Raw genomic sequence first — 22,653 nt, forward strand, 5'->3', positions numbered from 1 at the left:
ATGCTTTTGAGCTAGGCTGAATCCGTTGACGCTCAGGGGGCGCCCATGACCACCACCCCATTGCACAAGCAAGTGTTAAGTCGTTATTCCAGTGTACAAGCTTGGCTGGAGCTCTTGGGTAATCTGGGGCGTGCGCCGGCCACCCTTGACGCCTATGGCCGTGCCCTTGCGCATTACTTATTGCATTGCGAAGGGAGTGGGCTGAAACCCGAATCCGCGACATTCGAACAAGTCACGCTCTACATCCGTGAGCTGCTACCTGGCGCAAAGAGCGCGGTGGCGAATTCAACCTTGCACCAGCGGCTTACTGCTATCCGGTTGTGGTACGACCACCTCGTTTTTCAGGGTCTTTGCGAGCACAACCCCGTGCCCCGCGGACAGCATGGTCGGCTGGCCCAAGTGCCTGGACATGGAGGGTTTGTCAGGGGCTTGCTCCCACGGCTGATTAAGTTGCCAGACATTCCCACCGATGAGCAGTGGCGACACTTTCTCAGTATTGCGGCCAGGTCGTCTATCCGTGATCGACTAATGCTGTCGTTGGCGTATTTCGGGGCTCTTCGCCGTGCCGAGTTGGTGGCCTTGCGTATTGAGGATTTAGACGTTGCACACCGACTGATCTCGGTGCGAGCGGAAACGACCAAAGGCAAACGCAGCCGCGTCGTGTGCTACAGCCCAGACATTGCACCTGTCTTGATAGAGCATCTACATGCTCTTCGCGGCGCTGGCTGGATGCGAGGTTCGTTGTTTCGATCAGCATCAGATCGTAATCGAGGCTCGCCACTGTCCCGTTGGGCGTGGAGTAAAACGGTTGAAGGGTGGGCCAAGGAAGCGAAACTATCGCACCTGAGCACTCATACCTTTCGCCACCTTCGGCTTACCCATCTGGCCCGTGCGGGCTGGAAGCTCCATGAACTGACCACGTATGCTGGACATCGAGACCCCAAAACCACTTTGATTTACCTGCACCTATCTGGCGCGGATTTAACCGCAAAGATGGCGCACTCCGTCGGCAGTCTCGATGCTCGGATGTTCTGTGAACTCTTTGGGTCTGAGGCATTGCTATGAGCACCCCCTCAGTCACCCCTTATGTTCCGTTCGACGCGAGCAAGTACGTACGTCAGAGCGATCTATCGAAAATCGAGCTGAGCATACTTTCGAATCGCTCTCACCGTTCAGACTGGGGCTACCTCCAATCAGAGATACCTGAGCTCATGAGGCCGCTAGCTGATATAGCGGCGCACAGCGGCGTTTCTCAGCGATTAGCCATTTCATCAGTGGCAGTCATTCTCTGGAATGTCAGCAAAACCGGTAAACCCTACTGGTGTTGGTCTGAGTCGCAGTGGTTGACCTTGCTCAGTAATCGAGCAGGATCACGACCATATCTCGCTTCCGTTGCTTACCATCTCGGCGATTTTCGAACCCCGCAGCGTATCGCCAAATTCCGGCAGCCGGCGATATATGCTTCTTTTATCTTCGGCCATGCCGTGTTCAGACATGAGCACGTTCGCTTGAGCCAAGCGTTGAGATCGCTGGGCTACGCTGCTCGCCATCTTGAGCAGTTCCTTTCCAACGTGCTGGGTGCCTTGATGCTGGAAAACGGCGATCCGCGGTTGGAGACATTCACCGAGGAACTGCTACTGAAGGGCCAACAGCATCGAAGCGAAGGTGTCGCGAGATCGGTCGGAAAGGTATCTCACGGCCTCGCTGCCATGGGGATTTTGGCGAAACCTTTACGCATGCGAGGCTATACCTGTTGGCGGGCGAAAAGCATCGAAGGCATCGATCCGACTTGGGCAATGTGGTGCCGTCGATGGCGAGACACTTCCACCTTGCGTCCACGCACACGTGAAAGCAATTACAGTTTTATCTTGAGGACCGGTGTCTGGCTAGCGCGCGAGCAATCAGGAATGGCGGCGCCTACCGATTGGAGCATGTCCACTTGCGCTGCATTTATTGCTGCCGTCGACCGGATGACGGTCGGTGAGTGGGCTTTGGAGTCAGCGAAGGGAACACAGCTAAAGGGGCTTGGTCAGCCTATCGCTGCCAACTCGAAGCGCGGCTTTCTACATGCCTTGCGACGATTTTTTACAGACTTTGAACTCTGGGGATGGGGTCGTTTGAAGTTCAGCCCCCGGCATCACCTCGCCACCCCGCGATCCGTGACATTCAACTCGGGTATCAACCCGCGGGTAATTGATGACTCGACCTGGCTCAAGCTGATTTGGGCGAGTCTAAATCTTGAGCGTAGTGATCTGCTTTCGGAGATTCACTATCCGCTGTCGATGGTTCAAGCCATTGCTGTAGTGTGGACGCACGCTGGTTTGCGCAGCAATGAAATCATGCGCTTGGATAAAAGATGCGCGCATCCTCAGACCAATGATGTGGTACACGAGGATGGGACCATCGTTCCAGCAAAAACTTTATGCTATCTCGATATTCCTGCCAGCAAGACGTTCAAAGCTTTCGTCAAACCTGTAGCGGTGGTCGTGAAGGAGCGCATTGACGCCTGGCTGGAGGACAGGCCTGCTAACCAGGCCGCTTTGCTGGATGAGCGAACCGGGGAAAAAGTTAGCTACCTATTTCAGTTTCGAGGCAAGCGCATAGGCTCCAGTGTCATTAATGGCACCATCATTCCAATGCTATGCGCCAAGGCGGGTGTGCCACTGGAGGACAGTCGCGGGCGAATCACCAGCCACCGGGGACGTGCCTCCGCAGTGACGGCGCTCGCCAGCGTCCCTCAGGGCATGTCGCTGATCGAGCTAATGCAGTGGTCGGGACATAGCTCGCCGAATTCGACTTTGCATTACATTCGAATTCGGCCTACCAAGCTGGCAGCATCCTTCGTTAAAGCCGATCAAATGGCCCATATGGTCTCCGTTTTGATCGATCATGACGTAATTGTTCGCCATTCAGATGCCCCCTACACCTTCTATGACTTGGGCGACTCGTATTGTTCAAATCCCTTCTGGAGCAGCTGCCCACATCGCATGGCCTGTGCGGGGTGTGACTTCAACTTGCCGAAAGCCAGCGCAAGGGCCCAAGCATTGGAAAGCAAATCGTCTATCGGACGGTACTTGGAGGCCGTGCCTTTAACTCCCGACGAGCGAGCCATTGCCGAGGGCGACTTGGAAAAGCTGGAGAGCCTCATTCGAAAGCTGGACAATGTGCCGGCTCTAGACGGCAGGATGCCGAGGAGATCGATGAGAGAAAGAGGAGGCTATAAGTAGAAAAGTTCTTAAGCGACTAGTGGCTCGCTAGACATACCTGTCGCGTTACTCCTAAGTTATGCGACACACTAGATTTTTCGGGGTTTTGCTGGGCTGCGGGTGTCGCAGGAGTGTGCCGCACGTAGATCGAAGTTAAACCTGATGCTAGGCCGGCTCATGCACTAGCCGGATGTCGATTTCTCTGTCGACATACTGCCACTCCACCGAGGCTCGGAGTTCGGCCAGAAGCCTGTTAAAGGCCGTCTCATCAGACGGGGAATATTCGAACCAAGTCAAGAAGTCGAAGGGTTCGTTCTCGCCCAGGTCCCGACAATGGTGGAGGCGGCGGGCCACAGCAGGGAGATATTGGAGCCCGATGTGAATGTGACGGGACTGTTCCTCAAAAATCTTCCGGCGTTCGTCTTGAGACAGTCCCCACCATGAGGGGTTTTTCCGGATAGGGATCAGGGCGGCGCAGGTAGCCTCTGCTCGACCCAAGCTTGGCTGCTTCGCCACGAGACGATCCTTCTCTTCACGCACGACATAGCGCTCGTTACTCGTTATCCCGCGAAGGAGCCATTTGGTGCCCGGAGGCTGCGGCGAAACAGAGCCAGCGGCTACGTTGAGCCGTGGGATTCCAGGGAGAGGGGCTCCTGCCACGGCATTCATCGCAACAACGCGCCAAACCCCCGTTTCTCCACCAGCGAACGTAAATACTCGTGTATTCATCAGGTTCCTCTCAGGCCTTTCGCCTATTTCTCAGATAACGCAAAACCTGCACTGCCCGGCGCAACCACGGAGACAAATATGAAAGGTCCTGGACCAGAGTTCACGGCACCATGTACTTGCCCAGGTTTTGCAATGGCAATATCTCCAGCTTTAAGATGAATTTCTACGCCGTTGCCTTGATAATACTTGGCCTCACCTGAGATAACCGTCCAAGTATCTTGGCCGTGAGGATGGACATGGGCAGCTATTTCCTGCCTAGGGTAGGCGTGCCAAACTACAACGACAGAATCGTTGGTCTCCAGAACAACTGAACGGATCGGTTCGCCGTTAGACGGACGGACATATTCGTCCACCGAAAAAATCCGCGATTCCGTTTCTGCTTTCATGTTCACACTCCATTCCTGCACCGCAAGGTGACGTGCATCTGGCACTAACACCAAGACGAAGCCTTGATCTTGATGGGGGCGGAGAAGCTCGACACGCCGAACGGCATCATGAAGAGCACTTTCATGCGGCACCAACCATTTCTTTTAACGACACGAGGCTCGTATGCACATGACGATATGTACTTGAGCGCCTTTCGGAAAAGCTATGTTATAGGACGGAGACCGTCAATACTCCGTCGTGGGTAGGCATGACAGAACGGTAGGATAACGGCGACGTTTTGGTCATATGTACATGGGAGGGCGGTTCACCGCTCGGCAGGGGTGTTGTCGATGGACAGGTGTCCGCCTTCGATGTAACAGATCAGCTTTGACCGGTTACTAACAGGATGACCGGATGATCCGGTGAGCGACGGCGATCTCCTCAGAAGCTACAGCCATACCGGTTGGGTATGAGAAGCTCCAAGGGCGAGCATGGCCCGGTTCTTATTGACTTTCTATTACACATAAACGCCGACGTGTCGAATCGTGTGATGCGGACCATTAGCACTCTGGTCGCCAGCATCGAGGTCTACTCAGTTGACGAATGTTGGTGTGACCTTACTGGAATGCCCGGCGACCTGGAGCAGTTGGGCCGGGATATTCAGGCACGAGTTCGACAGTGGGTGAATATCCCAGTTGGGGTGGGCATCGGGCCGACAAAGACGTTGGCCAAACTCGCACAGTGGGCAGGGAAGAATTGGCCGGCAACCGGCGGCGTGGTGAACCTGATGGACTCTCAGCGCCAGCAAAAACTCTTGAAACTCGCGCCGGTGGGGGAGGTGTGGGGTGTAGGCCGTAAGCTCTCCAGTCAACTCGAGACTCTAGGGATCAAGACCGCATTCGACCTTGCCAGCGCGGACCCGAGGCACATCGGAAGGATGTTCTCGAAGGTTCTGGAACGAACCGCCCGGGAACTACGCGGGGAGCAGTGGCTGAAAATGCACGATGATCCTGATCCGAAGAAAGAGATCGTGTCGTCCAAGATGTTCGGCCGGCGTGTCTACCTGCTTGAGGAATTGCGCCAGGCAGTGGCCGCGTACACCACTCGCGCAGCGGAAAAGCTTCGGGAGCAGGACTCCGTCTGCAGCGAACTTGTTGTCTCGGTTCAAACCAGCCCGTTTGCCGATCCTGCAGAACGTTACTGGAACGGGGCCAGAATGCTCCTACCAACACCAACTGCAGACACCCGCGACCTAATTCAGGCCGCAAACCAGGGCCTTCACGGGATCTACCGGGACGGATTCGCATATTCGAAATGCACCATACAACTGTGCAGGCTCAGCCAGCTGGAGGGTCTGACTCACGATATGTTCGCCCCGCAACCGCGGCGAAACGTCGACAGCCTCATGGCAACAATGGACCTGGTGAATGAACGATTCGGACGCGGGGCATTGCGGGTAGCATCAATCCCAGTGGAAGCCGGCTGGGCGATGCGGCGCGAGATGCTTTCTCCCTCATACACGACCAGTTGGCGGGAGCTTCCTCGAGCACGATGAAACACCGATCGTCAACGGTATTCCTGCAATTACCCATGAATTGACAATTATCAGCCTAGCTTACGGTGATCCGTAGAATTCTTTACTACGACGCCAGTCAAAGCCGCGCCAAACCTTCTACTCGAGGCGCGAAACCAAATAGGAATGCTCTGATGTTTTTCCCTTCTAGCGCATGACAGAGGGGAAAATCCGATGGCAATCCGATAGTATCCGGTATGAAAAATGCTCAGGAGCCGTCCCCGGTAATGTGGCGCGGCTCTATGCTGCCTGATGAAAACCCAACAATGAGGGCACAAGGATGTGTATGCCCCAACAGACACCAACGCCAATGATTGATCGCTCCCAAGTCGAGCAAAATCGCTACCTCGATTACTGCCTGAAGCACAAGGTAGAGATTTCCATCATTCTGATTTCAGGAACCCACTTCATCGGCTTTGTGCTTGATCATGATCGCAAGGGCCTTCTGCTTGGAGGAAAGCGGGAGGACAAGCCTGCTCGCTACATTTCCAAGGGTTACATCGCATTGATACGGCCCAACAAGGATGAAGAACTTGAGCTGTTCCTGGAATATCGCGGAATGGGAACCTTCCTGCAACGGAAACGGCAAAACCAGGCGCTGAAGAAACTCAAGGCTCGGGGTAGTCAGGGGGGGAAAGCGGGGGGACCAACGCCGAAAAAACTCTCGCTCCGGCCGGCCATCGATTGATGGCCCGCCGGGCGACGTCACCGCTCAATTCGTACTGGCAATCTCCAGGTGCTCTCCGGCGTACGCAATGACGATCTTAGAATCGATGATCTGAAAGTAAATGCGCATGCACACCTGGTTGCCAATGCCAGATCCAACCCGCAGATGACGCTCGAAGTACATCCGCTGGCCTTGGTAGCTGAATTCACGCTGAGCGCGCATCTTGCCGCAATTGCTGGTCGCATCCGACTCCTTGGCGACATAGGCGCCGCCAAGGAGTTCGCGTGACACAGAGTCCGGGTTGCCCGCAGCCAGGGAGTCGAAGTAGGGGTTCACCAGCGTGTCCAGCAGATCCAGCATGCGCTCGGAGTAGGCAAACTTCTCCGACGCCTTCGCCGACTTCCACGCTGACTCCAGAATCTCAACGCGATCACCGGAAGTCACCTGCAGGTACGCAAGGACGTCGACCGGAGTGATGCCCTTGCGAGTTGCAATACGGCGCAGTAGAGATGGCTCGACTTCAGGCGCGAACTGTTGAGTGGGAAGTGGCCGGGCATCCGCAGCCTGGCGAAGGCGATGAGCCTCACTCTTCGCTACCTTCAGCTCCTGCTCGAGATGCTGGTTACGGTCCTCTGCATCAGCGAGCTCACTTCGCAACTCCTTCACCACGTCAGATTCGGGAACAGGCTCCACTACCTGAACGGGCTGCTCTTTGCCTTTAGACTTGGCCTTCTCCTTGAGTTGCTCCGCAGGAGCCGCCAGGCGTTGCCAATCTGCGAAGAACTCTCGCCAGTGCTGAACCTCGGCCGCGTAGGTCTTTATTTCCGATTCGAACCACTCACGACTCGCCAGTATTTGAGTCCGGCCTTGCTCTGCAAGATCAGCCAGCTTGAGCATCTTCGCCGCGGTCAGGTTGTCACCCAGATCCTTGATTTGCGACTGAACCTTCTGGACTGCGTCCATCTGCCTCTCTGCACGCTGTTGGAACGCCAGAGGCTCCTCCTGCAGAAGACTGGTACAGATGGCTTTTCGCAAGATTTGTACTGCCTCCAGGGTTGGAGTCGGCAGTTTCTGAATAGGCTTGTTGAACAGATCACGGGTGAAGACTTTGGCGTCCAACGGAATCTCGGTCGTGGCCGAGTAGGACTCCAGAGAGTCGAGCAAGCTGTTCCAGTTGGGCGAGCCGGTATTACTGACAAAGTCGGAGTAGATTTCGTGTAGCACCTGGGAGTCGGGGCGCGCCGCCAAAAGCGTTCGTTCCAGTTCGAAAACCTTCAGCTCCGAAGACGAAACGCGAGTGAGGCCCGACTCAATTTTGGGAGCCCGCCGTTTGACCTCATTGACACAGGCAATAAAGGTTTCAGTCCCTACCGCCTGCCAAAACTCTCCAGCACCAGCTTCATCAGCCACCTCGACTCCCGCTAGGCCCGCATATCCAATCTGCCGAACCCGTGTCGACGACGTGGCGATCAGACGATCCAGCGGGTCAGGAAGCAGCGACAGAAGTGTCGTGATGGCCATGTCGATGCGGAACCCATCCGTCGACGCGAGATTGGGCCGGTGGAATGCCTTCAGCAGAGCACCAATCGTTAGCAGGGTTACGCAGTTGTGCCGAGAAAAGCCGCCATGGTCATGGAGACGCGATGTCCAAGGCCAGATCGACTCTACGGCCCGGGCAACCTCCGCTGCGCTACCTCCATTACTGAGTGATCGTATCTCTCCCACTTCAGCACCGAGCAAATGCTTGAGGTTGGCCTCCAAGCGGCTAGCGGGGAAAAGATTGGCTGCTTCATCGGCCGGAAATGCGTCCACGATCGCGGTGAAGCACTGCGGAGAAATGAACAACGAGGTCAGCGCGGCGTGGGGCGGTACACGCATCAGCATCCGCGTATCGCCGAGGGCGGAGATCTTCGCTTTGCATATCTGTTCAAATACGCTGGCCACCGCTTTTGCTGAACCATACCAGGCCGTCCAGGCTGCGCCCTGGCTCCTCTGATTCACAAATGTCGCTGGCAGTGGAAGGTTGCCCAGTAAACGCTCACCGTTGATGCCTGGAGAGGCTCCGGCGGCGGTTAGTTGGTCAACGGAAGCTGATGTCGATATTGTCTCATCAGCCCGATTGTGGGGGAGGGTAAGGATGTTCAAGTCGGTATCACTCCGGAGTGCAGGAGCTTTCGGACTATAACGATCGAACTCTGAATTCCCACCCACACTCTGGTCCTGAACGACCTCCACCTGAGCTTCAGTGGGTGCTGTGCACTCGCTCGATTCGGGGGCGGTGACGGCCTCTACAATCGCGAGGCTGTCGACCTGCTCGGTGTTCAGGACTTCTTCGCTCTCGGTGATCTCGTCCTCGTAGATGTCGGTTGCCCGAGGCATGGGGCGGGACAGGAACTGGATCAGTTTGGGGCAAGGCGGCTCTTCAGCGATGAAGACAGGGGACAGCGCCTCATTAACCGGCCGGGCTTTGGAACCCACGAACTCAATGTCGTGTTCGTAGGAGAAGTTCTTGAGGAAACGAAGGCTGACACCAACCAGTTTGCTGACCTCTTTCATGGTCATAGTCTGGGCCAGCTCTTGGACGCGCTCCAGGAACTTGTTCTGGCGCTCCCAGTGCGCTTTCTTGGAAAGCAGGTCGAGTTGCGGCGGTAACTGGAGTTCGTCTGGCTTGAGCAACGGCTTTCGCGGCTCAACGCGCTTGGGTTCCTTAGACAAGCGGATCTCCTCGTACTGCTTGAAGATCGACTTGCTCTCCTCTTTGGTTCGGAGCTCAGGATCTGAGAACTCGATGTTGTTCCGGGCGGCATAATTGCGAAGGAACCCGGCACTAACTCCTAACAGGCGGCTGGCTTCTTTCAGCGCGAATCTGAAGTCGTTCGCATACGAGAGAACCTTGTTCCGAAACTCCTGCTTTGCAGCCTCATCCGCGGCCAGCGCCCTGGCCTGAAGATCATCGACAGAAATCGTCGCACTCGACAGCATGGTACCCCCCTCCAATGGATCAGGGGGGAACACCCAAAAAGGTGCGCTCTACTAAAGCAGAAACCGTCCCTTCGCTCTCGGCGAATGGAGGCGAAGGAACCGAGCCACAGGCTGGTACCGGCTTTAGTAGAGAGCACTGCTCCCCCCTCATTTCAACGGACCCCACGGTTGCGTAATCGCATACGCGCGGAGCTTTATGTGTCTGCTCTGAGACATCGGGCAGTGATATTACTAGGCCATGCCATCTGTGAAAAGCTTCACATCCAAATATCGGGCGCCAATTTTCCGCCGAAAATCGGCCTTTGAAGCCCTGGAGGTTTGATAAACCACTGATTTTTCTTGACCATAACGCCAGATTCATTCCCGAATATGAGAAATGAAAATGCTGGCAAAATGGCGCCAAAAAAAGCGCGTCTTGGCTTGAATCCACAGCTTGCCTCGTTATGCTGGCCATTCACCTCCACTGCTACGATGCCCGAAGTAGAGACTTCGTCAGGTGCAAGGAGGCTGAAAACCATCAGACAAGGAATGAAGTACCTGTGAACAAGAGCACCCTGCGCAAGACTCTGCTGGCGGCATCGATCGCAGCAAGCACTCACGTATACGCTGTCTCGGGCGTAACCGACCTGACCCAGGATGTCAGCGGTGATACCGAAGTCGCCCTGTCGCTCAGCGAACACGGAAACGTCACCCTGACTGGCAATGCTCAGCGCATCGAAGGCGAGGATGGGGTTGGCTTCGAAGGCGTGAAGATCAACGGCAATCTGGTCAACAACGCCAACATCACCGCCCGCGGCTCGGCTGTCGACGGGTTGGACCTGGACATCAGCGACGACCAGAACGCCACTCGAACCGAAGTCACCGGCGACATCATCAACAACGGCAACATCGACCTGACCGGGGCCGGCGCGGTCGGTATCGTGATGGACGGCGTCCGTGCCAACAGCCTGATCAACAACGGCAATATCGACGTCCTGGATGATCCGGACGGCGTAGAAACCGACAAAGCCCGTGGTATCGAGATCGGCAACACGAAGCTGGAAGGCGATGTCATCAACAGCGGCAACATCGTCGCCACTGGTGAAGGCGCGAAGGGTATTACCGCCTTCTCCAACGGCGCTGACCTGAACAACCAGACCAAGATCGGCGCCGATGTTGAAAACAAGGGCAACATCTCGGTGTCCGGCGACAACTCCATCGGCATCGAACTGGACGACGTGCAGTTTGGCCACGACATCCTGAACAACGGCGGCATTTCCGCTGCGGGCGACAATGCGATCGGCATTTCCGTCGACGACACCCACTACAACGCCATCGTCAACACCGGCCTCATCATCGCTCGCGGTGCCGACTCTCGCGGCATCCTGGTGATGGACTCCACCGGCCCCAACTCCGACCTGGGCAACAACGGCATCGTGAACAGCGGCAACATCGTTGCCGACGGCATCGCCATCCAGATCGGCAATCGCCCGGGCAATGGCAGCGGTACGGACCACTTCATCATCACCCAGAACGGCGGCCTGATTCAGGGTGGCGAGAAATCCATCGATGGCAACATGCAGACCATCCTTCGCTTCAACGGCGGTACCATCGCCGGCGACATCGAAGGCCTGGACTCCATGCAGGTCAATGGCAACGCCAACTTCATCGGTGGCGAAATCGAAGCCGATGACGTTCAGATCAAGGGCGGCCAACTGAACCTGTCGAACCTTCACACCGACCTGACCGGCAACCTGAGCATCGCCTCCGGAGCAGCTCTGCAGGTCCGCCTGAGCGACAGCACCAACGTGAACACTCCGGTGGTCAGCGTCGACGGCACCGCCAGTTTCGCTGCCGGCAGCAAGCTAAATGTCACCGCCAACCCGGGCGACTTCACCGGTACCCGCCAGGGCACTGCGTATACCCTGGTATCAGCGGACGACATTCAGAACTCTGGGCTCGAAGTAAAGAGCAGCTCCGCTCTGCTGCAGGTCAAGTCCTACGAAATCGGCGAGCAGCTGGTCACCGCCGTGGTTACCGGCAAAACCGGTGACGCCGCTCAGGACATCCTGAAAGGCCAGGGCTCCAGCCGTAACGCGCTGAACGCCATCACTCCTTTCGTGGACTCGGTCATGGGCAACATGAGCAGCGACGACCAGGTCTTCCAGGCCTTCGCCAACGCTTCTGAAGCTGAACTCGCCAAGCTGGCCGAGCAACTGGCACCCCAGGTGAACGGCGGCGCTACCCAAGCTGCGATGGGTACCCAATCGCTGGTTTCCAACGCCATCAACTCCCGTCTGGGCTCCTCGTCTGGCATGTCCTCCGGCGACGTTCTGCAAGAAACCGGTGTATGGATCAAGGCCCTGCATAGCGATGCCGACCAAAACCGTCGCAATCAGATCGAAGGCTTCAGCGCCGATACTGATGGCATCATCATCGGCGCCGACGGCAAGCTGAACGAGCAGACCACCCTCGGTCTGGCCTACAGCTACGCCACCAGCGATGTCGACTCCGACGACGGCAACAGCACCGATGTGAAGAGCCAGGCTCTGATCGCCTACGGCAGCTGGAAGCAAGGTCCGGTCTTCGTCGACGCCAGCCTGACCTTCGGCAAGAACGACAACGAATCCAAGCGTCACATCGCTGGCACCACCGCGAAGGGCGACTACGATTCCGACCTGTTCGGCCTGAACGTCCTGGGCGGCTACGGCTTCAACGTGGGTGACGGCTACATCGTCGAACCTCGTGCAGCCCTGCGCTACAGCAACCTGAAGATCGACGGCTACACCGAGAAGGGCTCCTCCGCGGCACTGTCGGTAGATGGCCAGCGCATCGAAGTTGCCGAGCTGGGCGCCGGTGTGCGCTTCGCCAAGGACTTCAACGTCGGCAACGGCACTCTGAAGCCGGAAGTCACCCTGATGACCTACCACGACTTCGCCGCCGACCAGGCTGACACCACCAGCGCATTCGTACTGGGTGGCAACGCCTTCGTCAGCAACGCCGCCAAGCCGACTCGCAACAGCTACGAGGCTGGCGTAGGCGCGGAGTACAGCGTCGGTGCCATGACCTTCGGTGCCTCGTACAACTACCTGCGCAAAGCCGACTTCAACGCCGACACCTTCTCGCTGAAAGCTCGCTACGACTTCTAGGACATACCAGGAAGTCGTTCCGCAAATCACAATGGCCCGCCTCGTGCGGGCCATTGTCCATGTGACCGAGGAAAGCCGATGTACATCGCCCTTAACCGCATTATCCTCGCCGCCGGCGCGCTCCTAGCCCTCTCAGGCTGCGCCAACAACGTCAACCTCAAGGAAATCTCGAGCGGGTCCAGTCTGCACCCTGAGGTATTGCTTTCATCCCCCTACAATATCCAGGCCTTAGTGCCCGCCGGTACCAGATACCGCACACTTCGGGTGTACATCGAGGGCGATGGCCATGCCTGGGCCACCCGAACACAACCGAGCACAGATCCTACACCTCACACGTCTCTGATGGCTCAATTCGCGGCTGAAGATCCCGCGCCAGCAGCGTACTTGGCCCGGCCTTGCCAGTTCGTCATCACTGGTGCATGCAAACCAGCGCTCTGGACGTCCGAACGCTTTGGGCGGGCGTCTGTTGATGCCATGAACTCCGCCTTGAACAACCTGAAATCCCGGTACCGGACTGAGTCCTTCGAACTGGTGGGATATTCCGGCGGCGCTGCCATAGCTTTGATCCTAGCCGGCGAGCGTGATGACGTTGGACAAGTTCAAACCATCGCAGGGAATGTCGATCCTGTGACCTGGACGAAGCTCAAGAACATCACCCCTCTGCTCGGATCGCTCTCGCCACTGGAATACTCGGCTCGCCTCGCCGGCATCCCCCAGAGGCACTTGATCGGCCAAAACGACGAGGTGGTGCCTGCTGAAGTCGTACGAGCGTATAGCCTGCAGGTCCAGGCAAAATGCCTGTCCACCGTCGTGGTGCCAAGTGCGTCTCACGACCGCGGCTACGCCGACGCATGGCGTGCGGTAAGGGATCTGCCTTTCAACTGCGACATGAGCGGCAGCCCCCAATCATCCCAGGCTGAATAGCCCTAATTTCTTTGAAGGACGCGGTCATGCAACAGCAGATCATCATCCAGCCAGAAGGCAGCGAACTGATCTACGAGGTTCTCGTCAGCCATGACGGCGGTACCGTCTGGGTCAACTGTTCGGACGGCAACAGCGTTGGTCGCTTTTCCAAGCATGCCGGCATTGACCTTCATCGGACGATCGCAGAGCAGATGGCGGGGGAGGGCCAATGCCTGGACTGCACTCACGAACCGGCCGGGCCCGAAGAATGGGAGCGATTCTGTGGTGGGTTGACACAACACTTCAACGTCACCCTTCCGCCGGATCTCATTCGATTCCCATAACTCCATCGTTCTCAGAAAGGACATTCCTACTGATGTTGAAGAAATTGAAGGATCAAATCGCCGTCCAGTGGGGACGGTTCACCGGTTGGCTCGACGTACTCGAGCGCCGTTGGAAATCGTACTGGTTGAAGAGGGTCGCATCCGCAACAGCATTCGCTATGGTCGCAGGCTTCACCTTGCTGGCCCTATACGGCCCGGCTGTATCCGTGAGCTACCTGGTGACTGCGGCCGGCCTATTACTGGTAGCGCTAAGCCTTCTCGTGCGGTTCAAGTTCTTGCAGGACCTGGCGACATTGTCAGGCGTTGCCCTAGCCGCCTGGTGGTATGTTCAATCCCTGCCTGGCGTCTTCAACCCGGTCCAGCACGTGAGGTTCGACGCAGAACCTCAGACGTCTGGATTTTTCGTCTTGCCGAAGACCAGGCCGCAAGGAAAGTCGCAAATCGATGACTGTGATTTCGACTCAGCAAGCTCCACGCTTACATGCTCGGTGAGGGTTGTGCCAGTTCCACCTGAGAAGACGGTGGAAGCTCCGGATGACAGGTTGTCACTGCAACCGTGAAAGAGAAAACCGCCACAAGGGCGGTTTTTTTACGCAACCTGATCTTCAAGCCAGGGATTACCAGTTTCCAACCAACGGTCACCACATAAGCCATCCGCCGGCACGGGCCACGGCGCCTTTTTCTCCAGATCAGATGGGGATTGCGGCGAGCGGAACAGATCCAGCTGGTCTTCCCCGGCAGTAGTGGCTTGGTGGGCTGCGTTCATCTGATGTGCCTGAAAAATCTTGGTTGAAGCGAGGTGTAGCAGGTTATCACGACGTTACTCGTCGTCTTCCAGACGCTCCGCGATGCCTGGGAAGACCTCACCATGGCCAGGCTCCCACCGCGGCGCACTGAGCGAGGCCGGCTGACCGATGGCGAGCTTGCCAAAATTGAACTTGGGCTGAACGTACCCTTGGGCATTCTGAACACTCTTCCAACCCACATATCTCATCATGCTGATGAGGTCCCAGCCCTCGTCGATCGCCCAGTTGGCAAAGCCATGTCGGAAGGAGTGGCTGGTGTAGCGCTGCTCTACGCCGGCGGCTTCGGCTACTCGCCGCAGGATGGGACCGATAGCGGAACTCGAGAGCCCCTCATCCGCCATCCGCCCCCAGCGAGTGATAGGTCGGAAGACGGGCCCATAGTGAATACCAGAGTCTTCGAGCCAATGCGTGTATGCCCTGACGGGGCAAAGCTCGATGAGGGCCGGCACGATGAATTCCTGGCCAAGTGCATCACGGTCATGCTTGGTTTTTCTAAGGAAAATCCGCATATCCCGGTCTGGAATCACCGTGATGTTGTGTGCTTCGATCCGGCTCAATTCGTCGCTTCGGAAGGCACGCCAGAAGCCGATTAGCACCAGCGCGCGATTGCGTGAAGCGGCCAGCTGCTTGGCGAGATCGCCGGCAGAAATTGCGGCGCGCTCAGCGGTGTCTAGGTAGTCGATCATCTTGCGCAGATTCTCGATCGCGATGGGGAGGGCCTTCTTGGGCGCTTTGTTGAACAACGCCCGGATGCCCTTCATGGTCCGCTTCACCTTACTCTTGGTTGGGTCAGGGAAACCGAACTCTTGGTGCCACTTCGCAATGGCTGCAACTCGCAACTGCAGGGTGTTGACAGAGAGCTCTCCAGCAAAAGTGCGGACGTAGCGATCCACCATCTCCTCGGTGGCAGGAAGCAGCCCCCCATTGCTTTTGAAATGCTCACGAGCCTGCCGGTAGGCCTTGTCGGTGTTCGGGCTACCTGCGGCGCTATCGATGAGGGCTGACTTCAACTCGAAGTCCATGGCCATCACCTTGTTGCCGGCATTGTCGTTGTCGGGTCGCTTACTCATAGTCAAGGTCGCTGAAAGGGTCTAAGCATCCTAACGCAGACCTGTGCGATTTGAACGCTGCCAGTGGTCCCGGCAGCGCCCTCGCGTGTCGAATGTGATTATTGCTTGCTCTGGCCCCACATCCGCTCAACTACATCGTCTTCAAGCTTGTAGCGCCCCTTCGGGCACTCAACGATCCATGGCGACTTTCTGGCCCGGGAGTTGAAACCCACCAGCTTGCAGGGGCCCAGGCTGGTATGCGGTTTAGTTTGGGACACGTCGTATCCGTAGAGGTTGGCTGCTTGTTCGAGTTCAGTTTGGGCTTTGGACTTTGCGCCCTTTACCGTGGCCTCGACCTTGATCGTGCAGGTCCCCTGCGGGTCGTAGGTGATTTTTCCAGCCTCAATGCTGATTTCGGGATGGAGGTTGGCCAGTGCGCTGTTGATCAAGCCACGAAGAACCTTGAGGTTGGTGGTGTTGAAGCCGGAGGTGAAGTCGGTCATTTGGAGCTCCTTCTGAGGTGCTGTTGAAAGGTGACGACCATTCTCCGGCCCCCTCACTGTGCCAGAAGCCAAACCTGGAAGAATCCCAACATCAGTCCTCGTACTCCTGTAGCAAATCACCCAGGCCGTCACTATCCCGAGAAATCTTCACCTCGGCCGTTATCATCACCAGTACCACCAATACTGAGTTCGCCTATGAAACGTGCCATCGTTTTGTCACTCGTACTTACATCGGTAGCCGGCTGTGATGCCCTAACCGAAATGGCTGCCAATGTCAGCCAGGCGTTTATTGCCCAATACCCCGACCTGCAGAAGCCGATCAGCCTGGTGTTCGTTCCGGGTTACAAGGTCATGATCGGCGGCAAGGCCACACCGATCACCGGGGAAGACACTTGCCCACCGCAGGACGGCGTTATGGCCAAATTGTTCGGGCCCAATCCCTATGAGGGCAGCAACAAATGTGTTGAGGTTTCGCCGACAGCGACCGAGGTGCACGTGAAGTTTCCCGACGTAGCTGCAGGCGGGAGCCTGAAGGAGGAGAAGTGGAGCGTCCTGCGCGATGGGGGTCGTGTGGCGCTTCGCCGGCCGAATGGTGACTTTGTGACTCCGGAGAAGTCCTGAAGTGCAGCGTGGCGACAAGCTGAAAAGCTTCAAGACCGAGGTGGTGATTCCGCTGTTGATCCTGGGCTTGATCGCCATCTGGAACATGGATCGGCTTGCGGCAACATTCTTCGAAGCCGAACACGCCACGGTCAGATTGAAAAACTGCGCCAGCGCCGAGTGCGAGTTGCACGGCACTCTCCGGATTGAACCAATGTCCGGTGACTACCTCCTGACCAGCGTTGAGGGAAGGGTCACCCGCTTCCCTCAATCCTCTCTGGCCAGCGCTCGCTGGCCGGCCAAGATTGCCAAGTAGGCAAGCCTACTGATTCATAACGACAGGCTGAAGCATCGTCGGAAGGACGACCGGATCGATCACCTGGGTCAGTAGGTGATCATGCCCCTCCACGTGCCAGTTGGCCCAGATCCGCCCCTTCCCATCAGGCTCCAGGCTGAGCCAGTTTCGTTCTGGTACCAGGTAGTGGCCCTTGAAGCCGATCGGCAGCATGCGGGCGTGAACACCGTACTCAATGACCTCTTCACCTGCCCCGAACTTCTCCATGAAGTAGACGGCAACTGCCGGCGGCGGTGTGTGCACAATCCCCGTAGATACCAGCTGGAAGATGGCTCCAGCACCATTTCCATGCTGTGGCAGCATCGATTCGATTACAGCGGCGGCAGCGACGTGGACATCACCGCTGACGATAGTTACCCGAGTGCCTTTTGCCGAGAAGTTCAGCAAGCGCTTGATCAGTCGCTGCCTTTCGTCACGGTGGGGTTTGCTACGCCAATGATCGCGGAGATCGTCCTCGAGCTCCCACTGCCCGGGCAAAGCATTGAGAGCCACCTCCGCGGCATTCAGGTCAAGGTAGGCGACCGGTAGGCTGGAGTACACGATCAAATGCTTGTGCTTGGAGGTATCGAGCTGATCCAGCCAGGCGAAGATAGCTTCCCAGGTGTACTCCGAGACAATCTGTGTCGGGCTAAGGCCGTCAGGACGTTTTAGGTCAGGGTGACGTTCGCTGCGCAAATCCGGAACCAGAAAAGCAATCTCGCCGAGACCGGAGTAGGCAAGGCTGAAGCCTTTGGCCTGCGGACTCTGGTTAGGTACCGCAGAGGGGTGGACTTCATCCTCAGCCAGCTGCTGCTGAAAGAGCCTGTAGTACCGCGTCGCCAGCCGGAAGAGGTTCTGGTAGACGTCGCACTCATGCAGGTCCTGAGGATATGAGCCCCACCCATCGGTGATGTCGTGGTCGTCCCACATGGCCACGTAGGGGATCGACTGCAGCATCTCGCGCGGGCCGGCCTGATTCCAGCGCTGGACATAGAGTTGGGTGAAGTATTCGTCGACCTGCTTTTCCAGCTTTCGTGACCATTTCGCAGCTACCTGCTTGCTATGCCACAGATCTGCCCAGTCCTTCATCTCTCCGGGTATCACCATCAAGTCATCGGTGTAGACCTGGTCTCCCCCCATGACCAGGACATGGAATTCTTTACCCTTGATCTTGTGACGAGCAGCCATGTCGAACCAGCGTTCGTTCTGCCTATCCTTCACCTTCTTGCGGTACTTGTCAGCAGAGAACCCGTTGCACGAGCCATAGGCAACCCTCGGAGACTCCCCAAGGGCAGGAACGAAGAAGCTCGCCTTGCCTCCTGACACACTGCAGGAGCACTGCTGCGACTTAGCAGCTTTCTGAGACGTTGATAGGTCTACCCTCCAGACATCCTGGGTTGGACTTCCGAATGGGATCGAAGCGATACGGGTGACCTTGTCGACCACGCAGTTTGTGGGCTCAGGCTTCGGTTTGGGGTCACCTTTATCCAGGACAACAAGAGCAGAGACTTGGTACAGATCGTTGTGGATACCGCGGAAATGAAGGATGGGACCGAGTAACAGGCTCATGCGCTGTCCTCCTTGACGTAAAGGTATGAGCCCCGTCCTCGCTGACTTTCAGTCACCCCACAGCGCCGGCCGCAGCTTTCTCGATGGTTGCAATGTGATACTAGCCGGTGCCTGAGAAAATGCTCGATCGCCCGAAGTCTCTATGTGGCGCGGACGTCAAACCCGAGAAACCGCAGAGCCTTGGCCATGCGTCCGTTGATTGGGGGCACCTGTTCTGGCTTCAGCGTTCCGACCAGCTCCAATGCACAGAATCGGCCGAAGGAAGCGAGTTTGTACTTCGGATCGTAAAGTACGGAGCCAATGCGTGCGGCAAACTCCTCGTGGCCATGAATCAGGTAAATCAGGGTGTCCTGAACACGACCGAGGTCCTCCCGGTTCCCTTCCCAAAACTTGGCCGGCAGAGCCTCGGCGCCACCCAATGTGAAACGGAGCTGCTCGGAGAATGCGTGGACACACATCAGTGCTGCAGCGATCTGCTCCTTGCTGCTGGCACGAATCGACTCCGGGCTCTCCATCACCGCGTGCAGTGTTTCCAGCAGTTCGAAGTAGTCCTCTGGAATCCGAGGAGTAGCGGTGGAAAGCCATTCCATTACCAAGGTTTGGATTTGGGTCCTTCGATCTTGAGGCCTGCGGATGGGGGCATCCTGCCACGCAGCATCTCCTGGGGCGTGCTCGAGTCGCACCCAGTTCAAGTAGCGGTTCACCTCCGGTCCCCATGCAAGGCCGTTGAATTCAGGTCGGCGCGTGCCTTGCTCACGAAGGATTGCGGCGACCTCCTCAAACGCCGGCAGGTATTGCTCATAGATAGTCTTCCTCAGATCACTGAGGTAATGCTGCTGAGCGGTCTTATGTCCGCTGCCGGCAAGGACAGTTGGAGGCTCTACATCAGCGAGGCTTTGGAATGGGGTATCCCGACTGTCCATCCGACTGGCCTTCTCCCAGGCATCCTTGAATTTCAGATAGACCTGCCTGGTTAATACCTCGGCACTGTCCCAAAGCACAGCGAACAGCGCCTCGAGGTCTCTGATCCGCTCTTCATCGCCAGGCTGGTCGAGCAGAACGACTGCTTCTCGGTTGCTGACCAGGCCGCCATCCGTGAGGTTTGCTGAGCCCAACATGGCCACGCCATCGAAGAGGAAGATCTTGGCATGGAAGCCATCCGTGAAGTACCGGATGGAGCAGTTGTCGGCTTCGAGTGCTTGGCGCAGGGCGGCGGGATTCGTCGCTGGATTGAGCCCCACCAGGAGATCTATCTTCGCGCCACGTTCCGCAGCCTCCAATATCTCGCCCGGGCGAGTGAAGTAGGGCGCTGCAAGCCGGATATGCGACGCTGTAGAGATAAGCCGCTGGAAAGGCCTGAGGACTTGGTCCTGGCCGGGGCTGTTGGTGAAGATGCTGCTGTCCGCCATGCTGACAACCTGTTCCGTGATCTTCAGGACAGGCTGGCAGCAAGGAGCGGGGACTTCAACTGAGTCGGCGCGCGATTGAGAAGAGGGCGGCCCGTTCCGCATCGAGGTCGGGGCGGTGGAGGAAGGGGAGCCACTCAGCCGCCAGGTCCTCCTCGAGCGCGTTACGAGGGACGCCTGGCCAAAGGTTACCAGGGGGGCTAACCACCGGCACAACAGATCTTCCTTTTGCGTACAGCAAGCCCCAACGGGCAGGAAGATCTTCCGGCCGTATCAACCCCTCCGGGCAGAGGTAGAAACGGTAATTGCCCAAGCCTCCGGAAACCCGCTCCGGCTTCAAGCGATCGGCCCGGAAGTCACTGAGGCTGACCTTCACCTCAATCACTCCGGAACACATGGAGCGGAATCCCAGAACATCGGGCCGCTCACGGCTCCCTGCTGCCCAAATTTCGGTAGTAACCACAGGGAAGCCGTTCTTCTTGAACCACCTGGCCCCCATGGCTGTCAGCTTGTCATGCTCCGGACTCGGCATATTCCCCTCTCTTTTTTTGACCTGATCAATGGGTTCAGGCGTCAACGTCTTGGGCATTCGGCGGCGGCACGGGCAAGGTTAGGATTTGCGCCAGGTCATAGACGTACAACCAGCTTGGAAGCGTGGTCGCCTTCACGGCTGACGAACTGGGCGATCTTGTGCGTCCCCGGGAAGCTCTGGGCAAACAGCGCCCGAAGTGCATCGCGGGATGCCGGGCAGTCGGTCACGCCTTTGCCGTCGTCGTCGTGCAGGACAAAGCCACGGCGCTCCAGGTCGGCCAGCCAGAGCGCCTTGCGCTCGGCGTGGGACAGATGCTCAGCGCCGGCAGTGAGCGGTCGAGCAGAAAGGGACTGCAGGGAAAATCTCACCTGCAAGCTATATTCCCCGAACTGAATTTCGCTGGTATGGCCGAAGCCCTCCAGCCGCCACCAATCGCGCAACTGGCGGGCCAAGTTGCCGAGTGCCGGCTGTATGGCCTCCGCCGGCATCTGCCGGCCCAGCAGCGCCTCCAAGTCGCGAATGCGCATATTGGCCTGACGCAGTTCGCCGAAACGCTGCTCGATAGTCGCTTTCGACTCCGTATCGACGCCGAGCAAGCGGCCTAGGGTGGCCAGCTCAAATTCGGTCGTTTCCATCGCCATGCGCGCCTGGGCACGGGTCAGGCCAGGCACGGTGCTCTGTTCAAGAAGGAACGGCAAAATGGCGAGACTCTGCTGCGCCTTCTTGACTGTGGCCTTGATGGCGGCCCGCTGGTCCTCGCTCAGATCCAGAGGCACCTGTTCGGCGGGGTCGTCAGTATGTTGGGTAAGGCGGTGCACTGGTCGAAACTCCTTTTGGCGCAGCGGTGGGTAAGTGCTCTTTACCCTGATTAATCCGCCTTGTTGGCAGCTGAGTCAGCCTCGGCAGCGTGAAGTCGTCGCTGCTCAGCTTCTTTCAAGTCATTTGATCGACGCATCTCATTAGCGATCCTGTCCAAACTGGAGGACACCCACCCCAGCCCGAGCAACAAAAAGGGCGCAAAAAACAACAAAAACCAGAAATCCAAAATGATTCCTCCTGCAATTAGCCGCGAAAAATAGCCCGCTTCTACGGCCTCAGCCCAGCGATTGCTGGGCTTAAGCGGTACTGCGATCACTTCCCGAGACTTTCGGGGGTGAAGAGCACTTTTCTGTTCTTGTAGAGGCTCTGATACACGTCGGTGGGAAGGGAGGCTATTTCCGGGATTGCCTTGACGTCCTGGATTGCTTTGACCGCGGAGGTGTCAAATGCCTTATTGCCGCTCGACTGATGAACACGGACTTGCTTGATCACGCCCTTCCGATCCATCTCGATTTCGATGGTGACCTGCATGCCATCCTTTGCACTAGCCGGACGGTGCCAGTTGCTACTGATTCGCTCCACCAGCAGGCTATCGACTTTGTCAGGAGTGACCGGCCCATCGACTTTCTGTTCAGTGTCCAGCAGCTCGGCCAGAGCCTTGGTCTTGGGGCCGCTGACTCCGGTACCGACGCTTGGGGTAGTAGTAGATCCTGGGGCAGACTTGGCCTCGCCAGTTGTTGCTCCCAGCGGGCTGGCGTGCACAGACGACGGAGGCTTCCCGTTACCATCTTTGCCAGCTGCCGCAGGGCTGCGAGCAAGCTCGACCACTTCCTTCACCAGCCTAACCACACCCTCGATCTTGGCATCGGCGTCGCCGGCACGCCCCTGTAGATCAGCAATCTCTTGCTTCAGCTGATCGACTTCTCTGGCGTACTGGTCGGCCGTCTTCTTCGCGCCCAGAGCGATGAAAAAGCCGCCCGCGGAAAACGCGAGCACCACGGCACCAACTGCAACGGCCATCAGCGCATTCTGTTTCTCGTTCACACCGATCCCCCTGGGTTTACATCGAAGAAGGGAGGATAACGGGCGCTTCCGATGCTCCAAAGTCAAAGGGTCGCGCGCAAATCCCCGTCCGTT

21 protein-coding genes are annotated in these 22,653 nt (G+C 57.4%); 10 read left to right on the forward strand and 11 right to left on the reverse strand.

What is annotated here, in order from left to right:
- The first annotated feature begins 45 nt into the window (after window positions 1-45).
- Both LU671_RS05265 and LU671_RS05270 read left to right on the forward strand, forming a co-directional pair.
- Complete coding sequence (locus LU671_RS05265) at window positions 46-1,065, forward strand: tyrosine-type recombinase/integrase (protein WP_011914410.1); 1,020 nt, start codon at window positions 46-48, stop codon at window positions 1,063-1,065.
- A complete protein-coding gene (locus tag LU671_RS05270; protein ID WP_011914409.1) occupies window positions 1,062-3,227 on the forward strand; it encodes a tyrosine-type recombinase/integrase in 2,166 nt (721 codons plus the stop codon). The genes LU671_RS05265 and LU671_RS05270 overlap by 4 nt, the downstream gene beginning before the upstream one ends.
- A 144-nt stretch (window positions 3,228-3,371) precedes the next feature.
- Here the strand turns inward: LU671_RS05270 and LU671_RS05275 are convergent, their stop codons facing one another.
- A complete protein-coding gene (locus tag LU671_RS05275) occupies window positions 3,372-3,935 on the reverse strand; it encodes a chlorite dismutase family protein (RefSeq protein ID WP_026084028.1) in 564 nt (187 codons plus the stop codon).
- A 23-nt stretch (window positions 3,936-3,958) separates the two neighbouring features.
- Entirely contained in the window at window positions 3,959-4,321 is a 363-nt protein-coding gene (locus tag LU671_RS05280) for a cupin domain-containing protein (RefSeq protein WP_071534424.1), read from the reverse strand.
- 449 nt (window positions 4,322-4,770) lie between these two features.
- On the opposite strand from LU671_RS05280, the gene LU671_RS05285 reads away from it, so the two are divergent.
- Together LU671_RS05285 and LU671_RS05290 are read left to right on the forward strand one after the other, a co-directional pair.
- A complete protein-coding gene (locus LU671_RS05285) occupies window positions 4,771-5,856 on the forward strand; it encodes a DUF4113 domain-containing protein (RefSeq protein WP_134592818.1) in 1,086 nt (361 codons plus the stop codon).
- Between the two features lie 304 nt (window positions 5,857-6,160).
- A complete protein-coding gene (locus LU671_RS05290) occupies window positions 6,161-6,562 on the forward strand; it encodes a hypothetical protein (RefSeq protein ID WP_172405642.1) in 402 nt (133 codons plus the stop codon).
- 24 nt (window positions 6,563-6,586) lie between these two features.
- Here the strand turns inward: LU671_RS05290 and LU671_RS05295 are convergent, their stop codons facing one another.
- Window positions 6,587-9,523: a hypothetical protein gene (locus tag LU671_RS05295; RefSeq protein WP_087785407.1), complete on the reverse strand. Its 2,937-nt coding sequence runs from the start codon at window positions 9,521-9,523 to the stop codon at window positions 6,587-6,589.
- A gap of 539 nt (window positions 9,524-10,062) precedes the next feature.
- Between LU671_RS05295 and LU671_RS05300 the strand changes: the two genes are divergently transcribed.
- From LU671_RS05300 to LU671_RS05315, 4 genes are all read left to right on the forward strand, one after another.
- Window positions 10,063-12,651, forward strand: a complete 2,589-nt coding sequence (locus LU671_RS05300; protein ID WP_021018613.1) for an autotransporter family protein — start codon at window positions 10,063-10,065, stop codon at window positions 12,649-12,651.
- A gap of 78 nt (window positions 12,652-12,729) precedes the next feature.
- Window positions 12,730-13,575, forward strand: a complete 846-nt coding sequence (locus tag LU671_RS05305; protein WP_010792944.1) for an alpha/beta hydrolase — start codon at window positions 12,730-12,732, stop codon at window positions 13,573-13,575.
- Between the two features lie 26 nt (window positions 13,576-13,601).
- On the forward strand, window positions 13,602-13,898 hold the full coding sequence (locus LU671_RS05310) for a hypothetical protein (protein ID WP_021018614.1): 297 nt from the start codon (window positions 13,602-13,604) through the stop codon (window positions 13,896-13,898).
- A 32-nt stretch (window positions 13,899-13,930) separates the two neighbouring features.
- A complete protein-coding gene (locus LU671_RS05315) occupies window positions 13,931-14,458 on the forward strand; it encodes a hypothetical protein (protein ID WP_021018615.1) in 528 nt (175 codons plus the stop codon).
- A gap of 260 nt (window positions 14,459-14,718) precedes the next feature.
- On the opposite strand, the gene LU671_RS05320 is transcribed toward LU671_RS05315, so the two are convergent.
- Both LU671_RS05320 and LU671_RS05325 read right to left on the reverse strand, forming a co-directional pair.
- Window positions 14,719-15,774, reverse strand: coding sequence for a site-specific integrase (locus tag LU671_RS05320; protein ID WP_010792946.1), 1,056 nt, complete (start codon window positions 15,772-15,774; stop codon window positions 14,719-14,721).
- Window positions 15,775-15,872: 98 nt separating this feature from the next.
- Complete coding sequence (locus LU671_RS05325; protein ID WP_010792947.1) at window positions 15,873-16,256, reverse strand: hypothetical protein; 384 nt, start codon at window positions 16,254-16,256, stop codon at window positions 15,873-15,875.
- A gap of 195 nt (window positions 16,257-16,451) precedes the next feature.
- Between LU671_RS05325 and LU671_RS05330 the strand changes: the two genes are divergently transcribed.
- Both LU671_RS05330 and LU671_RS05335 read left to right on the forward strand, forming a co-directional pair.
- Window positions 16,452-16,877: a hypothetical protein gene (locus tag LU671_RS05330; protein ID WP_021018618.1), complete on the forward strand. Its 426-nt coding sequence runs from the start codon at window positions 16,452-16,454 to the stop codon at window positions 16,875-16,877.
- Between the two features lies 1 nt (window position 16,878).
- Window positions 16,879-17,172 (forward strand): hypothetical protein, encoded by a 294-nt coding sequence (locus LU671_RS05335; RefSeq protein ID WP_010792949.1) that lies wholly within the window; start codon window positions 16,879-16,881, stop codon window positions 17,170-17,172.
- Between the two features lie 6 nt (window positions 17,173-17,178).
- Here LU671_RS05335 and LU671_RS05340 read toward each other — a convergent pair whose 3' ends face one another.
- The 6 genes from LU671_RS05340 to LU671_RS05365 form a co-directional block, all read right to left on the reverse strand.
- A complete protein-coding gene (locus LU671_RS05340) occupies window positions 17,179-18,759 on the reverse strand; it encodes an alkaline phosphatase D family protein (RefSeq protein WP_087785410.1) in 1,581 nt (526 codons plus the stop codon).
- Between the two features lie 140 nt (window positions 18,760-18,899).
- Window positions 18,900-20,168 carry a phospholipase D family protein gene (locus LU671_RS05345; RefSeq protein ID WP_010792951.1) on the reverse strand — a complete coding sequence of 423 codons (1,269 nt, stop codon included), beginning with the start codon at window positions 20,166-20,168 and terminating at the stop codon, window positions 18,900-18,902.
- A gap of 55 nt (window positions 20,169-20,223) precedes the next feature.
- Window positions 20,224-20,754 (reverse strand): hypothetical protein, encoded by a 531-nt coding sequence (locus tag LU671_RS05350; RefSeq protein ID WP_225317946.1) that lies wholly within the window; start codon window positions 20,752-20,754, stop codon window positions 20,224-20,226.
- A gap of 38 nt (window positions 20,755-20,792) precedes the next feature.
- Entirely contained in the window at window positions 20,793-21,515 is a 723-nt protein-coding gene (locus tag LU671_RS05355; RefSeq protein WP_044060675.1) for a hypothetical protein, read from the reverse strand.
- A gap of 50 nt (window positions 21,516-21,565) precedes the next feature.
- Entirely contained in the window at window positions 21,566-21,832 is a 267-nt protein-coding gene (locus tag LU671_RS05360) for a hypothetical protein (protein WP_125862946.1), read from the reverse strand.
- Entirely contained in the window at window positions 21,829-22,560 is a 732-nt protein-coding gene (locus tag LU671_RS05365) for an energy transducer TonB (protein WP_021018620.1), read from the reverse strand. The genes LU671_RS05360 and LU671_RS05365 overlap by 4 nt, the downstream gene beginning before the upstream one ends.
- Window positions 22,561-22,653: the final 93 nt, after the last annotated feature.

This window comes from Pseudomonas sp. NMI760_13 (assembly GCF_021283245.1).
Classification (GTDB): Bacteria; Pseudomonadota; Gammaproteobacteria; order Pseudomonadales; family Pseudomonadaceae; genus Aquipseudomonas; species Aquipseudomonas peradeniyensis.